Source organism: Spirillospora sp. NPDC049024, assembly GCF_040649235.1.
Taxonomy (GTDB): Bacteria; Actinomycetota; Actinomycetes; order Streptosporangiales; family Streptosporangiaceae; genus Spirillospora.
The window spans coordinates 154,798-168,545 of the sequence record NZ_JBEZFD010000012.1 but is presented as its reverse complement, the minus strand read 5'-3'; the positions used below and the strand labels follow the sequence as shown (position 1 = coordinate 168,545).

Genomic DNA, 13,748 nt, shown 5'->3' with positions numbered 1-13,748 from the left:
CAGCCGTTCAGGCAGGCTCAGTCGTTAAGGCAGGCTCAGCCGTTCAGGAAGTCGAGCAGGTCGGCGTTGAACCTCTCCTTGTCGCCCGGCACCATCGCGATGCCGTGCGAGGACCCCTCGTACACCTTCAGGACGGCGTCCGGAACGATCTCGGCCGCCTTGCGGGCGGTGGCATCGATCGGGACGATCTGGTCGTCGTCGCCGTGCACGATCAGGGTGGGCACGTCGAACTTGTGCAGATCCTCGTGGAAGTCGGTGAAGCCGAAGGCGTCCACGCACTTCACGCCGGCCTGGAGGCTCTCGTGCATGCCCATGAACCAGAACGCGTCACGGTTGCCCTGGGTGACCTTGTTGCCCGGACGGTTCGCGGAGAAGAACCCCTCCGAGGCGTCCTTCCAGAACTGCGAGCGCTCGTGCAGGAGGCCCTTCTTGATGTCCTCCAGCGCCTGCTGGGGCACGCCCTCGGGGTTGTCCTCGGTCTGGAGCATGGACGGCGTGATCGCCGACAGCAGGACGGCCTTGCGAACCCGCCCGGTGCCGTGGCGTCCGATGTAGCGGGCCAGCTCACCGCCGCCCATCGAGTGCGCGACCAGCGTGGCGTCGCGCAGGTCGAGTTCGTTGACCAGGTCGTTGAGGTCGTCGGCGAAGGTGTCGAAGTCGTAGCCGTCGAACGGCTGGCTGGAGCGTCCGTGTCCCCGGCGGTCGTGGGCGATGCCGCGGTAGCCGTTGTCGGCCACCAGCTTCATCTGGTCCTCCCACGCGTCGGCGTTGAGCGGCCACCCGTGGATGAAGACGACGGGAGGCCCGCTGCCCCAGTCCTTGTAGAAGATCTCGTTGCCGTCGCGAGTGGTGACGAACCCCATGCTGGAACCCCCGTAGCGCTCGTGTGGGAACGATGGACCGAATGAATCGCCGCAACCTACGACAATGCGCCTATTCGACAATCAGGCGCACCAATACCCCCACTAACGCCCAGAACGACCAATGGCCGGTCGAGGTGTCTTTACGGGGTCTTTCTCCGGCTCCACCTCCGCGACTCCAAGCTCAGCCTTGGGTGAGGCGAACCAAAATCACCGATTGACGAGCGTCGTCTTCGGCTAGCAGCCTGTCGGGAGGACCTCCGGCGAAGGAGCGGCCGTGACGACGGAGCAGAACGACCGCGTGGCCAGCGAGGCAGAGGCCGCCGAACTGCTGCGTGCCAAACGCGCCGACCTGATCCAGCATCCCGGCGGCACCCTCTTGGAGCACCTCCACCGAGTGCACGCTCTCCTCGGCGCCTGGGGTGCGCGACGCACACTTCGTCTTGCGGGCCTCTGCCACGCCTTCTACGGAACCGACGGCTTCCCCGTCGCACTCGGCTCCTTTGACCGGCGCGAGGAGTTGAGCGCCATCGTCGGGACGGAGACCGAGTCCCTCGTCCACCTGTACGCCAGTTGCGACCGGGCCAGCACGTACCCAACCCTGCACCGCCCCGACGGCGCGCCGCCGAAGCACACTCGGCGCCGTAAGGTCGTCCGGCGGCAGGCAGGAGCGGATGCGCGGCCTGATCCGTAAGTCGTCCACGATCCGCGAGCCGTCCGCGCCGACCTGATCACTCACGCGCCCCGCGGGCGCCCCGGGTATTCGCTCAGCCGGGTTCAGCCGGGTTCAGCCGTGCTCAACTGCGCTCAGCCGCATAGCTGAGCGGCCAAGGTGGTGCGGGCCCACTCCTCCCAGGCGTCCGGCGTCCAGCCGCGGTCCTGGACGAAGAGCAGGTACAACTGCGGGCTGAGCAGGCCGAACAGCAGGTCGGCCGCCATCTCGGCGGAGACGCCGGGCCGGGCGTCGGGCTTGGCGACCAGTGCTTCGGCAGCGGCGCGGTGCACGGTGTAGCGCGGGTCGGGGTCGTCGGGCCATTGCGCGGCGATCTGCGGGTCGGCGGCGCCGGCGGCCGCGATCATCGGCAGGATCGGGGCGACCCGGCCGAGGATCTCGCCGGTGCCGTGCACGTGCGCGCGCAACTGACCGGCCGCGGTGGGCTCGGCGCAGGCGGCGCGGAACCACTCCCGCTCCATGGTGGCGACCGGCTCGGCGTCCCCGGCGATGGACGTGTCCACGACGTCCTTGAACAGCGCGCGCTTGTTGCCGAAGACGAAGTACACCGTCTGGACGGCCACCCCCGCCCGGTCGGCGACCTCTTGCAGGCTCGTCGCCCCGTAGCCCTGCGCGACGAACAACTCCCGCGCCGCCTCGATGACCTTCCCCCGGGTGCGCCGCGAACGCTCGGCCCGCTTGTCCGGCCGCTTGACGGTCTCCATGGCCGGAGTATATCTCTAAAGTTCTTCACTAGAGTTCAACTCTAAAAACTTGAAAAGAGCCACGGATGACTTGGAGGCGCCGTGGATGACGTGGGAGACGCCGTGGAAAAGCCAGACATCGCGCAGAGAGCGGACGCACAGGGGGTCGGCGCGGAACGCGAGCAGGAGGAGGCCGTCCGAAGGGAACTGGAGGCCTACTACCGCGCCGGCAGACCGCCTTGGGACGGCGGTGTGACCCCGCCAGAGCTCGTCGCCCTGGTGGAGGGAGACAACGCGCTGGGAGACAACGCGCTGCCGCCCGGCCGTGCCCTGGAACTCGGCTGCGGCACCGGGACCAACGCCGTCTATCTGGCCCGGCACGGCTGGGACGTCACCGCCGTCGACCTGATCGGCCGAGCGGTCGACCAGGCCCGGGCCAAGGCCGCCACGGCAGGAACGGCGGTCCGGCTGCTGCATGGAGACGCCACCCGGCTCGAAGAACTGGACGTGCCCGGCCCCTACGACCTGTTCTTCGACCTGAGCTGCTACTGCGGGATCCCACCGCACCGCCGCGACGCCTACGCCACCGGCCTGACCGGCCGCGCCGCCCCCGGCGCGCTGCTGCTGATGTTCGGCTACGGCCCCGAGGCGTTCGACGACCCGATCTCCGGCGTCACCGCCGACGAACTGCGCGCCCGCTTCCCCGGCTGGGAACTGGTGGACGTCACACCTGGCACGAACCCGGTGCCCACCTTCTGGTTCACGCTGCGCCGCACCGACGCACCCGCATCAGCCGCCCACCCCCACACCCACAGCAAAGGAGATGGGATGAACTCGGTCATCAACGTCCAGCAGTCCGAAGCGTGGAACGGATGGGAGGGGACGGCCTGGGCCGACAACGCCCCGCGCTACGACGCGATGATGGGCGGCTTCAACCAGCCGCTCTTGGATCTCGCCGCGATCGGCGAAGACGAGACCGTCCTGGACATCGGATGCGGCACCGGCCAGCTCACCCTGCTGGCCGCGCGCCGGGCGGCGCAGGCGGTCGGCATCGACATCTCCGAACCCATGCTGGTCCGCGCCCGCGCCGACGCCGCCGAGCAGGGCATCGTCAACGCGCGGTTCGATCAGGCCGACGCGGAGGCCCATCCCTTCGAGGAAGGCGCCTTCGATGTCGTCGTCAGCCGCGGCGGCGTCATGTTCTTCTCCGACCCCGCCGCGGCGTTCGCCAACATCGCCCGCGCGCTGCGGCCCGGCGGCCGAATGGCGTTCCTCGTTCCGCAGGCCGGTGGCCCGGACAGCGAGTACGCCAAGGCCACCGCCGCGCTGGCGCCGCTGATGCGCCGCCCCTCACCCGCGGCCCGGGGCATGGGCTCGCTGTCCGAACCCGCCCGGATCCGCGAAGTGCTGCACCAAGCAGGCCTGACGGACGTGAACGTGGGTCCCGTCCAGGCACCGATGGACTACGGCCGCGACACCGGCGACGCCGCGGACTTCATCCTCAGCCAGGGCCCGGTCCGCTACAACCTCCAAGACGTGGACCAGCCCGTCATCACCCGCGTCCGCCAGGAACTCCAAGCAGCACTCGCGGCCTACGAGACGCCGGCCGGCGTCCACATCCGCGGTTCCGTGTGGCTGGTGGGCGCCATCCGCCCCTGACCTCGGCCGGGCTTTCAGCCTTCCGGATAGAAGAGGAACAGGGTGCAGCCGGTCGACGTCTGCGGGACGTGGGAAGAGCCCGCGGGAGCATGGATGAACGAGCCGGCCGGGTAGTCCCGGTCGCCGTCGTTGAAGGTTCCGGAGACCACGAAGACCTCCTCAGAGCCCGGATCGTGGACGTCGACCCCTTCCCAGCAGGTGTTCGGGTCCATCTGCAGGACGAAGGCCTTCGCGCCGTTGTCCCCCTTCCACAGCGGCCGCAGCCGGATGCCCGGGAAGAGCTCACGGACTGGGGCGTCCTGAACGGTGGACCACACATAGCCGGACGCACCGTCCTCCGCAGCCACAGGGCTTTCCGCGCTCACGGGGCGTTCCGAAGTCATGGGGCGTTCGGCAGCCATAGGACGTTCCGTAGTCATGGGACAAGCCTGGCGACCGGCACCGCATCCGGCCGAGTGTCAGGAAAGACATGTTGCGGTACTTTCATGCCATGCATCGCGTGGCGGCAGTCGTACGTCCACCCCAATCGACTTTCGAACTCGGCTGCGCGGCTCAGATGTTCGGCATCGAGCGGGCCGGGCTTCCGGTCCGGTACACCTTCGGCGTGTGCACGGAGCACCCCGGCCCCGTAGCCACGCTGGCCGGATACGACATGATCGTGACCGACGGGCTGGACGCGCTCGAGGCGGCCGACACCGTGATCGTCCCGGGTTGGCTGCCCGCCGACAGACCGCCGTCCCACGCGGTCGTCCAAGCCCTACGCCGCGCGCACTCCCGCGGCACCCGAGTGGTCAGCATCTGCTCCGGCGCCTTCGCCTTGGCGCACGCCGGCCTCCTGGACGGACGGAAGGCGACCACCCACTGGGGCCTGGCGAACGAGCTCGCCACAAGCTTCCCGCACGTCCAGGTCGACCCGGACGTCCTGTACGTGGACCACGGCGACGTCGCCACCAGCGCCGGAGCCGGAGCCGGCATCGACCTGTGCATGCACCTCATCCGCAGCGACCAGGGCGCCCGCTACGCCGCCCACGTCGCACGGACCATGGTCATGCCGCCCCACCGCGAGGGCGGCCAGCTTCAGTACTCGGCACCGCCACGCCCCGCCCAGATCGACGGCACGCTGGCGCCCCTGCTGGACTGGATCGCCGGGCGGCTCAGCGAACCGGTGACCATCGAGAGCATGGCCGCACACGCGGGCGTCTCCACGCGCACCCTCGCCCGCCGGTTCGCCGAGCAACTCGGAACCAGCCCGGGGCAGTGGCTGCTCACCCAGCGCATCGCCGCGGCACAAGACCTGCTGGAGTCCTCCGACCTTCCCTTGGACGCCATCGCCAGGCGCACCGGGCTCTCCTCCGCCACCAACCTCCGCAGACGCTTCCTCAACACCCTGGGCACGACACCGGGCGCCTACCGCCGCACCTTCCGCACCAGGCCGCAAGGGCACGTCCCGCCTTCGAGGTGACGAAGGCTCCGCGCCTCAGCCGGATTCGGCATCCGCGCTTGCCGGAGGGCCGGTCAGGACGCGTGCCAGCAGGTCACGGAGGTGCTTCTGGTCGGGGGCGGGCATTTCAAAAAACGTCGTGGCCAGCGCGTGGGCGCTGGAGCGCAACTCCCGGCGTTTGCGCTCACCCGCCTCGGTGAGCACCACGTGCTTGACGCGGCGGTCACCCGGCGCGGGCCGGCGCGTCACAAGACCGCGGCCCTCCAGTCCGTCGACGATGCCGGTGACGTTCGACGGCTCGCACGACAGCCAGTCGGCGAGCTGACGCATCGGGGCGGGTCCGGACAGGTTGGTCAGGACGAGCGCCTGGGCCGGAGGAAGGCCGAGTTCCGCCGCGGCGGCGTTGAACTGGGCCCGCAGCCGCCCGGTGACCTCGAAGACCAGGGCGCTCAACTCCGCGACGACCGCATCCCCGTCGGAACCTGCGCCGGTCTCGGCGGCGGCGTCGGCATCGAGACTCATGCGGCCAGCATAGCCGTCACTTAAGTCGCTTAATTGTTTAGCTCCTGAAGTAAGTGCTACGCTCCCGGCCTGCCCCAGAAAACTTCAGAAACTTAACCATCAAGCAGCTGAAGGAGAGTTTGATGACGCAACTGAGCACGGGCGGCCGCGCCGACCTCGGAAGTCCGCGACGTGCGCGGGCACTCGCCGTGGCGGGTGCGGTCGCGGCCGCACTGGCCGTCTGGGCGATCGGGGAGCCGCTGCTGGGCCACGACCTGGTCGTCCAGCAGAAGGGCCAGGAGCCGCAAGACCTGGGAGCGGCCGCCATCGGCGTCTTCGCACTGGCCCCATCGCTGCTCGGCTGGGCCACGCTCGCCGCGCTGGAGCGGATAACGCCACTCGCGGCCCGGATCTGGACCACCGCCGCCCTGATCCTGCTCGCGCTGTCGTTCCTGCCCATCATCGGCGTACAGGCCTCCGGTGGAAGCAAAGCGGTGCTGGCCCTCACCCACGTGGCCGTCGGAGCCGTCCTCATCCCCGTCTTCTGGCGGACGGCCACGTCCCGCCGCGCCGGCACCGGGAGCGAGCGATGACCGCACCCGGCGAGGAGATCCATGACAGGCCGACCCCCTGGGTCGCCGACCACATCCGCGCCTACCTCGAAACCGACGGCGCCCAGGGCCACCTCTACCAGGGCTGGCCTGCGCTGGGCCACCTCCGACCGCGAAATACCGGTAGTGATCCTTGGTGGTGGGCTTCCTTCTCCAAGCGCCACCGAACCGCCCCACCGACTTGCCACCCGCCACCGGGCCAGCCCGCCACCAGCACTAACTCTTACCTAAGAGATCGACTGAAGAGCCCAATGTCGCCCACAAGTAGCTCCGGAACTTCCATGGCTGCGAAGTGACCACCTTGGTCGTATTCCGACCAGTGCTTGATATCGCCGTCTGGGTCCATGAGGGAGCGAATGGTGCTGTCGGCAGCGAAGACGGCCACACCGACGGGAACGTCCGGCTTCGGCGAGGGGCCGCTCTGCGCTGCAGCGAACGCCTTCCATGCCTGCATGCCCTCGTAGACGGCGTGGGCGGAGGAGGCCCCGGAGCCTGTGAACCAGAAAAGGCTCACGTTGGTGAGCAGCTGGTCTCGATCCACGGCCGCATCGGGCAGCTCGATCGCCGGGTCCGTCCACTCGTGGAACTTCTCCACGATCCAGGCCAGTTGACCGACCGGCGAGTCGTTCAGGGAGTACGCCACGGTCTGCGGACGAGTCGACTGCAATGCCAGATAGCCGACCCCTTCTTCCCTGAAGCTGTTGAACTTTTGTGCGCGCGCTCGATCGGCACCAGAGAAGCGGTCCGGCTCAAGGGGAGGGCCGAACGGCGGGGCCGCGCCCGTTCCGGACAGGTGGACGCCGGCGACATGCCCCGGGTCGACCATCGGCAGCATTCCGGCGACGCCCGAGCCGACATCCGTCCCCTGCGCGACGTACCGCTCGTAGCCGAGTCGGCGCATCAGTTCCGCCCACGCTCGTGCGACGCCGAACAGGTCGAAGCCCGCGTCACCGATCGGATTGGAGAACCCGTAGCCCGGTAGGGAGGGCAGGACGACATGGAAGGCATCCTTGGGATCGCCGCCGTGGGAACGGGGATCGGTCAACGGCCGGACGATCTTCATGAACTCGATCGGTGAACTGGGCCAGCCGTGCGTGAGGACGATCGGCAGTGCGTCCGGCTCCGGCGACCGCGCGTGGAAGAAGTGAATCGTCTGGCCGTCGATCACTGCCTTGAACTGCGGGATCTCGTTCAGGGCCGCTTCCTGCGCCCGCCAGTCGAACTCGGCGGCCCAGTATCCGGCGAGTTCTTTCAGGTACCCGACCGGGACGCCGCGGCTCCAGTCGTCCGCCCCCGCGGTCGATGGCCAGCGCGTCGCGGACACTCGGGCTCGCATGTCCTCCAGCTCGGTCGCCGGGATATCGATGCGGAATGGATGGATGTCGTTCGTCATGGCAAGCACGCTAAAGGTCATTGCGGACCAGATTGTTCCGCAATGCACGGCATCATGGAGAAATGACGCGAACCTCGGTCCGACTGCTCCGGCTGCTGTCGCTCCTCCAGGCCCGGCGCGACTGGACAGGGCCTGAGCTGGCGGAACGCCTCGACGTCTCCACCCGGACCGTTCGCAACGACATGGAGCGACTGCGCGAACTCGGGTATCCGGTCGACGCGTCACCGGGTGTCGGCGGTGGCTACCGGTTCGGCCCGGCTGCGGTCCTGCCGCCGCTGCTGTTCGATGACGACGAGGCGGTCGCGGTGGCGATCGGGCTTCGGACAGCAGCGAGCGGCGCGGTCTCCGGCATCGAGGAAAGCTCCGTCCGCGCGCTCGCCAAGCTGGAGCGTCTCCTGCCGTCACGCCTGCGCCACCGTGTCGGCACGCTCGCCTCGACGACGGTCGCGCTGCCAGGCTCGGAGCCGCCCGTGGACGCGACCGTGCTGACCGCGATCGCCGCCGCCTGCCGCGACAACGAGCGCCTGCGCTTCGACTACCGCACTCACGACGGCCCCGCGTGACCGAACCCCACCGCCTCGTCGCCTCCGGCCGCCGTTGGTACCTCCTCGCGTGGGACTTGGAGCGGGACGACTGGCGGACCTTCCGCGTCGACCGCATCCTCCTGCGCCCGCCCGCCGGTCCCCGATTCACGCCTCGGGAGATGCCGGACGAGGACGTCGCGGCCCGCATCTCATCCGGCCTCGCCCAGGCGATGTGGGCCTACAGAGCGCGGGTCGTGGTGAACGCGCCGGCCACCGAGATCGCGCCTCGACTCCCCGCCGGTATCACGGTCGAACCAGCCGATGACGACACGTGCATCGTGGAGGTCGGCTCCGACAATCCGTCCATGCTCGCCCTCTACCTCGGCATGCTGGGCGCCGACTTCCGGATCGACGAGAGGGCGAACCCCGAACTCGCCGACCACCTGCGCACCCTCGCCGCCCGATACACCCGTGCAACCGACACCGGTCCTTGACCGCGCAACCCCAGAACGACGATCGCCGCCATGGGATCGGCGAAGCGCCCTACGCAGGCCTCCACATCCCGACGAGGCAAACCCGACACGTCCGCCGCCGGCGCAGGTTGAGGGGTCAGAGTTTTTCTATGGTGGCGAAGCGTAGGACGAGGGTGCGGACGCCGTAGTCGCCGCCGAAGTCGACGCTGGCCTTTTCGCCCTTGTCGTAGACGGAGACGACGGTGCCCAGGCCGAAGGCGTCGTGGGTGACCTTGTCGCCCGGTGACAAGGACGGGACGGGGCGGTTCCCTGGCGAGCGGGTCCCCGGGCGTTCCGCCATTCGCGACATCGCGGAGCCGGACGTGGACGATGCCTCGCGCTCCCACTCGACGAGGGATCTCGGCACCTCGCCGAGGAAGCGGGACGGCGGGTTGACCTGCGGCGCTCCCCATGAACTGCGCATCGTGGCCCGCGAGACGTAGAGGCGTTGCCGGGCGCGCGTGATGCCGACGTAGGCGAGGCGGCGTTCCTCTTCGAGTTCCTTGGGATTGCTCATGGCGCGCAAATGGGGGAAGACCCCGTCCTCCATGCCGGTGAGGAAGACGACGGGGAATTCGAGGCCCTTCGCGGTGTGCAGGGTCATCAGGGTGACGACGCCGTGCTCGCTCTCTTCGGGCTGCTCGCCCGGCGGGACCGGGCCGCCCTTCGCACCTCCGGGAATGGAGTCGGCGTCGGCGACCAGGGCGACCTGTTCCAGGAATTCGGGAAGGCGGCCCTCGGCGGACTCGCCGTCGAGGCGCTCCTCGAACTCGCGGGCGACGGCCTCGAGTTCCTGGAGGTTCTCGACGCGGGTCTCGTCCTGCGGGTCCTTGGACGCCTGGAGCTCGGCGAGGTAGCCGCTGGCCTTCAGCACCTCGGCGATCAGGTCGGCGGGGGTGAGCGACTCGGCGGCGGCGCGCAGCTCGTCCAGCAGGACGACGAAGTCGCGGACGGCGTTGATCGAGCGGGTCGCCATGCCGGGAACGTCCTCGGGCGTCCGGAGTGCCTGCCAGAACGAGATGCGCTCGCGGGACGCGTACGCCTCGACGCAGGCCTCGGCGCGGTCGCCGATGCCCCGCTTGGGGACGTTCAGGATGCGGCGCAGGGAGACGGTGTCCTCGGGGTTGGCGAGGCAGCGCAGGTAGGCGAGCGCGTCGCGGATCTCCTTGCGCTCGTAGAACCGGACGCCGCCGACGACCTTGTACGGCAGCCCGACCCGGATGAACACCTCTTCGAAAACGCGGGACTGCGCGTTGGTGCGGTAGAAGACGGCGACGTCACCGGGACGGGCCACGCCGTCGTCGGTGAGCTTGTCGACCTCGCGGGCGACGAACGCGGCCTCGTCGTGCTCGTTGTCGGCCACATAGCCGATGATCTTGTGGCCCTCGCCCTGGTCGGACCAGAGCTTCTTGGGCTTGCGGTCGGCGTTGCGCTCGATGACGGCGTTGGCCGCGGACAGGATCGTCTGCGTGGAGCGGTAGTTCTGCTCCAGCAGGATCGTCGTCGCGTCCGGGTAGTCGCGCTCGAACTCCAGGATGTTGCGGATGGTCGCCCCGCGGAACGCGTAGATCGACTGGTCGGCGTCGCCGACGACGCAGAGCTCGGCGGCCCCGACGCCCTCGACGGGCGCGGTCAGCTCCCGGACGAGCTCGTACTGCGCGTGGTTGGTGTCCTGGTACTCGTCCACCAGGACGTGCCGGAACCGGCGCCGGTAGTGCTCGGCGGCCTCCGGGAACACCTGCAGCAGGTTGACCGTCATCATGATCAGGTCGTCGAAGTCCATGGCGCCGGCCTGCTGCAGCCGCGCCTGGTACATCTCGTAGGCCTCGGCGAGCGTCTGCTCCATGTGCGTGGACGCCCGCGCCTTGAAGGTCTCGTAGTCGATCAGCTCGTTCTTCAGGTTGGAGACCTGGGCGCTGAACGACTTCGGCGGGTAGCGCTTGGGATCGAGGTCGAGCTCGCGGCAGACGAGCGCCATCAGCCGGTTCGCGTCGGCCTGGTCGTAGATCGAGAAGCTCGTGGGGAAGCCGAGGCGCTTGGCCTCGCGGCGCAGGATCCGGACGCACGCGGAGTGGAACGTCATCACCCACATGGCGCGCGAGCGCGGCCCGACGAGGGCGTCCACCCGCTCCTTCATCTCGGCGGCGGCCTTGTTGGTGAAGGTGATCGCCAGGATCTGGCCAGGGTGCACCTCCCGCTCGCCGAGCAGGTGGGCGATGCGGTGGGTGAGCACCCGGGTCTTGCCCGAGCCTGCGCCGGCCACGATCAGCAGGGGGCCGCCGGAGTGCACGACGGCGGCGCGCTGCTGCGGATTGAGGCCGTCGAGCAAGGGGTGAGCTTCGGTCTTCGACATCACGTGCGAGTCTACGGCGCTGCGCGGACGTTTTCGGCGCGTCCGCCGACCGCGAGCGCCTCAGCTCCCGCCCGGTCCCCGGTCCGGACCTCGCCCGGCCCCCCTGGCGGACGGGCCCGACTCCGCGTCCGGCCGATACCTCCGGTGAGCTTGATCAAGGACCCGAAGGCAGCATGTGGACAGATGGGGTGCCTTTTGAGCACAGCGGGTTGACTCGATCTCACTGCCCGGCAGACGTTGGAAGTGGAGCGGACACCGGTCGGACCGCCGACTCGGTCCGAACCCGGAATGCAAGGCCCCGTACTGCAACCCCGCATGTCCGCACGCAGCAGCGCAGAGTCACAGGGGCTCGCGCACTGTCACAGGGGGAAGGTGGCTTTGATGAAGATCCACCAGCAAGAACTCCAGACGCAACGGGACGCCGAGACCACCGAGATCGTCGTGCCCGCGCAGTGGCCCGGACGGGCCTCCCAGGTCGCGCAGGTGGCGGCCCAGCCGCTTCCGCGTCCCGTCCCGCGCCCGGTGCCGATTCCGGTTCCCGCGCAGCCCGGGCACCGGTTCCTGGTCTACAAGCAGGACCCGTCCGTCACCGCGCTCGGCGCCCGGTTGACCTTCATCCCGACCGTCGTGCTGAACGGACCGACGGACCTGCGCGTCCAGACCGAGTTGCAGGGCGTCACCCCGGTCGCGCGCAACATCAACGGCGACTTCGTCTTCACGCCCGGAACCCCGCAGTTCGACTGCGCGCACACGTTCGCCGTCGTCCGGGAGACGATGGCCATGTACGAGCGGCACAACGGCGGGGTCCCGATCCCGTTCGCATGGAACGTCGGGGGCGACACCGAGCGCATCACCGTGTTCCCGCACGCCGGCGAGGGCGCGAACGCCTTCTACACGCGGACTGCCAAGGCACTGAAGTTCCTCTTCTTCACGCCGCAAGGGCAGCCGCCGTCGAACGTGCTGTTCACGTGCCAGTCCTTCGACATCGTCGCGCACGAGACGGGCCACGCGATCCTGGACGGCCTCAAGCCGGGCTGGCTGTCGGCGGACAACCCGCCGCAGACCGGCGGCTTGCACGAGGCGTTCGGCGACATCACGGCGATCTTCCTGGCCCTGGCGCAACCGGACCAGGCGGACGCGCTCGTCGCGCTCACCAAGGCGAACCTGCACGACAAGTCGTTCCTGACGGAGCTGGCCGAGCAGTTCGGCAAGGCCCTCGGCATGCCGTCCGGGCTCCGCAACGCCGACAACGACCTCAAGCTCAGCGAGGTCGGCAACGAGGTGCACGCGATCTCGCAGGTGTTCACCGGCGCGATCTACGACATCCTCGCGGACGTCTACACCTTCGAGCTCAGCCGGCAGCAGCGCACGAAGGACGCGGCGGTCGTGCTGATCGAGACGGCGTCCACGCTGTGCAAGCTGGTGTTCGACGCGATCGTCGCGTCGCCCGCGACCGGGGCCCGGTACGTGGACGTGGCGAACCAGATGCTCCAGGCCTCGGCGAACCGCGGCGACCCGGCCATCTACCGGACGTTCATCCGCAACCGGTTCGCCGTCCGGGAGATCACGACGGCGGCGACGCCGCTGCGCGACCTGATGAGCGGGCAGATGGCGATGACCGAGGCCGCCTACACCGGGGACGGGCAGGACGTCACCGAGGTCCAGCCGCACGACGAGAACTCGGCGAGCCTGCTCGCCGGCCAGGACAGGTCGCGCTGCTGCGGGACGATGCAGATGCCCGAGTACCAGGCCGTCTCCGCGGAGAAGCTGGCCCAGGGCGGCTCACTGGAGGACGACGACATCCTCCGGAGCGGACTGGACGAGCTGCGCAGCACATTCAGCAAGTAGCGGCTCCATAGGCGGACGCTCGGTAGGCGGACGCTCGGCAAGCGGACGCCCGGTGTGTGGACGCTCGACAGGTCGGGTCGTCCAGCGCGTGGGGCCGTTCGGCGATGAATCCGTGCGGCGAGTAGGGATTCGCGGCGAGCGGGTAGAGAGCGGAGAGCAGACGAGTCGACGGGGAGGTGCGCGGCATGCGCGTGACGATCGAGAGCACCGGCGGTTTCACCGGCTACAGCACCGTCGTCGCGCAGTACGACACCGAGACCCTCCCCGCCGGCCAAGCGGACCGCGTCCGGCATGCGGTGGACGCCCTCGCCGCGGCGCACGCCCGCGGCGAGCGGGGCGAGATCGGCGCCGACCTGCCCGCCTACCGGATAACGGTCTCCGGCGACGGGGCGGAGGAGTACGGGGCAGCCGGGGAGACACGCGTCTACGAAGTCAGAGGCGACCCCACCGCGGGCGTCGCCTCAGTCCTCGGCACGCTCCTCGAAGGCCCCGACGCCACACCCTGACCCCGCCACACCCTGGTCGGCACGCCCTGAGTCGGCACACCCTGAGTCGGCACGCCCTGAAACCGCACGTCGTGCTGAACCGTCGTCATGCGCTGAACCGCAACACGAACTGACCCACCACGCC

General features: G+C 69.3%; 12 protein-coding genes and 1 pseudogene. 7 read left to right on the top strand and 6 right to left on the bottom strand.

Translation table 11 applies throughout. From position 1 onward, the window contains the following. Positions 1-35: 35 nt before the first annotated feature. Positions 36-863, bottom strand: a complete 828-nt coding sequence (locus AB0C21_RS23225) for an alpha/beta fold hydrolase (RefSeq protein ID WP_500206821.1) — start codon at positions 861-863, stop codon at positions 36-38. A 274-nt stretch (positions 864-1,137) separates the two neighbouring features. On the opposite strand from AB0C21_RS23225, the gene AB0C21_RS23220 reads away from it, so the two are divergent. Continuing rightward, positions 1,138-1,554: a DUF6817 domain-containing protein gene (locus AB0C21_RS23220; RefSeq protein WP_500206820.1), complete on the top strand. Its 417-nt coding sequence runs from the start codon at positions 1,138-1,140 to the stop codon at positions 1,552-1,554. Between the two features lie 113 nt (positions 1,555-1,667). On the opposite strand, the gene AB0C21_RS23215 is transcribed toward AB0C21_RS23220, so the two are convergent. Next, positions 1,668-2,297: a TetR/AcrR family transcriptional regulator gene (locus AB0C21_RS23215; RefSeq protein ID WP_500206818.1), complete on the bottom strand. Its 630-nt coding sequence runs from the start codon at positions 2,295-2,297 to the stop codon at positions 1,668-1,670. A 102-nt stretch (positions 2,298-2,399) separates the two neighbouring features. Between AB0C21_RS23215 and AB0C21_RS23210 the strand changes: the two genes are divergently transcribed. After that, on the top strand, positions 2,400-3,935 hold the full coding sequence (locus AB0C21_RS23210) for a methyltransferase domain-containing protein (RefSeq protein ID WP_500206816.1): 1,536 nt from the start codon (positions 2,400-2,402) through the stop codon (positions 3,933-3,935). Between the two features lie 14 nt (positions 3,936-3,949). Here AB0C21_RS23210 and AB0C21_RS23205 read toward each other — a convergent pair whose 3' ends face one another. After that, a complete protein-coding gene (locus AB0C21_RS23205; RefSeq protein WP_500206815.1) occupies positions 3,950-4,336 on the bottom strand; it encodes a cupin domain-containing protein in 387 nt (128 codons plus the stop codon). A gap of 89 nt (positions 4,337-4,425) precedes the next feature. Here AB0C21_RS23205 and AB0C21_RS23200 point away from each other — a divergent pair, with 89 nt between their 5' ends. Further along, on the top strand, positions 4,426-5,397 hold the full coding sequence (locus AB0C21_RS23200) for a GlxA family transcriptional regulator (RefSeq protein WP_500206813.1): 972 nt from the start codon (positions 4,426-4,428) through the stop codon (positions 5,395-5,397). Positions 5,398-5,412: 15 nt separating this feature from the next. Here AB0C21_RS23200 and AB0C21_RS23195 read toward each other — a convergent pair whose 3' ends face one another. Then, positions 5,413-5,898 carry a MarR family winged helix-turn-helix transcriptional regulator gene (locus AB0C21_RS23195; RefSeq protein WP_500206811.1) on the bottom strand — a complete coding sequence of 162 codons (486 nt, stop codon included), beginning with the start codon at positions 5,896-5,898 and terminating at the stop codon, positions 5,413-5,415. A 122-nt stretch (positions 5,899-6,020) separates the two neighbouring features. Here AB0C21_RS23195 and AB0C21_RS23190 point away from each other — a divergent pair, with 122 nt between their 5' ends. Further along, a complete protein-coding gene (locus AB0C21_RS23190) occupies positions 6,021-6,470 on the top strand; it encodes a DUF6069 family protein (RefSeq protein WP_500206809.1) in 450 nt (149 codons plus the stop codon). A gap of 241 nt (positions 6,471-6,711) precedes the next feature. Here AB0C21_RS23190 and AB0C21_RS23185 read toward each other — a convergent pair whose 3' ends face one another. Next, positions 6,712-7,881: an epoxide hydrolase family protein gene (locus AB0C21_RS23185; protein ID WP_500206808.1), complete on the bottom strand. Its 1,170-nt coding sequence runs from the start codon at positions 7,879-7,881 to the stop codon at positions 6,712-6,714. A 62-nt stretch (positions 7,882-7,943) separates the two neighbouring features. On the opposite strand from AB0C21_RS23185, the pseudogene AB0C21_RS23180 reads away from it, so the two are divergent. Beyond that, positions 7,944-8,899 (top strand): annotated as a pseudogene (locus tag AB0C21_RS23180) (helix-turn-helix transcriptional regulator). Positions 8,900-9,014: 115 nt separating this feature from the next. Here AB0C21_RS23180 and pcrA read toward each other — a convergent pair. Then, a complete protein-coding gene (pcrA, locus tag AB0C21_RS23175; protein WP_200841834.1) occupies positions 9,015-11,270 on the bottom strand; it encodes a DNA helicase PcrA in 2,256 nt (751 codons plus the stop codon). Between the two features lie 381 nt (positions 11,271-11,651). Here pcrA and AB0C21_RS23170 point away from each other — a divergent pair, with 381 nt between their 5' ends. Beyond that, positions 11,652-13,118 (top strand): hypothetical protein, encoded by a 1,467-nt coding sequence (locus AB0C21_RS23170; RefSeq protein ID WP_500206805.1) that lies wholly within the window; start codon positions 11,652-11,654, stop codon positions 13,116-13,118. Between the two features lie 185 nt (positions 13,119-13,303). Then, positions 13,304-13,624, top strand: coding sequence for a protealysin inhibitor emfourin (locus tag AB0C21_RS23165; protein WP_149259004.1), 321 nt, complete (start codon positions 13,304-13,306; stop codon positions 13,622-13,624). Positions 13,625-13,748 lie beyond the last annotated feature (124 nt).

What these genes read in the sequence shown, in the direction of transcription:
- AB0C21_RS23225 (WP_500206821.1), bottom strand. Translation starts at nt 863, where the DNA reads ATGGGGTTCGTCACCACTCGCGACGGCAACGAGATCTTCTACAAGGAC.
- AB0C21_RS23215 (WP_500206818.1), bottom strand. Translation starts at nt 2,297, where the DNA reads ATGGAGACCGTCAAGCGGCCGGACAAGCGGGCCGAGCGTTCGCGGCGC.
- AB0C21_RS23205 (WP_500206815.1), bottom strand. Translation starts at nt 4,336, where the DNA reads ATGGCTGCCGAACGCCCCATGACTTCGGAACGCCCCGTGAGCGCGGAA.
- AB0C21_RS23200 (WP_500206813.1), top strand. Translation starts at nt 4,426, where the DNA reads ATGCATCGCGTGGCGGCAGTCGTACGTCCACCCCAATCGACTTTCGAA.
- AB0C21_RS23195 (WP_500206811.1), bottom strand. Translation starts at nt 5,898, where the DNA reads ATGAGTCTCGATGCCGACGCCGCCGCCGAGACCGGCGCAGGTTCCGAC.
- AB0C21_RS23190 (WP_500206809.1), top strand. Translation starts at nt 6,021, where the DNA reads ATGACGCAACTGAGCACGGGCGGCCGCGCCGACCTCGGAAGTCCGCGA.
- AB0C21_RS23185 (WP_500206808.1), bottom strand. Translation starts at nt 7,881, where the DNA reads ATGACGAACGACATCCATCCATTCCGCATCGATATCCCGGCGACCGAG.
- pcrA (WP_200841834.1), bottom strand. Translation starts at nt 11,270, where the DNA reads ATGTCGAAGACCGAAGCTCACCCCTTGCTCGACGGCCTCAATCCGCAG.
- AB0C21_RS23170 (WP_500206805.1), top strand. Translation starts at nt 11,652, where the DNA reads ATGAAGATCCACCAGCAAGAACTCCAGACGCAACGGGACGCCGAGACC.
- AB0C21_RS23165 (WP_149259004.1), top strand. Translation starts at nt 13,304, where the DNA reads ATGCGCGTGACGATCGAGAGCACCGGCGGTTTCACCGGCTACAGCACC.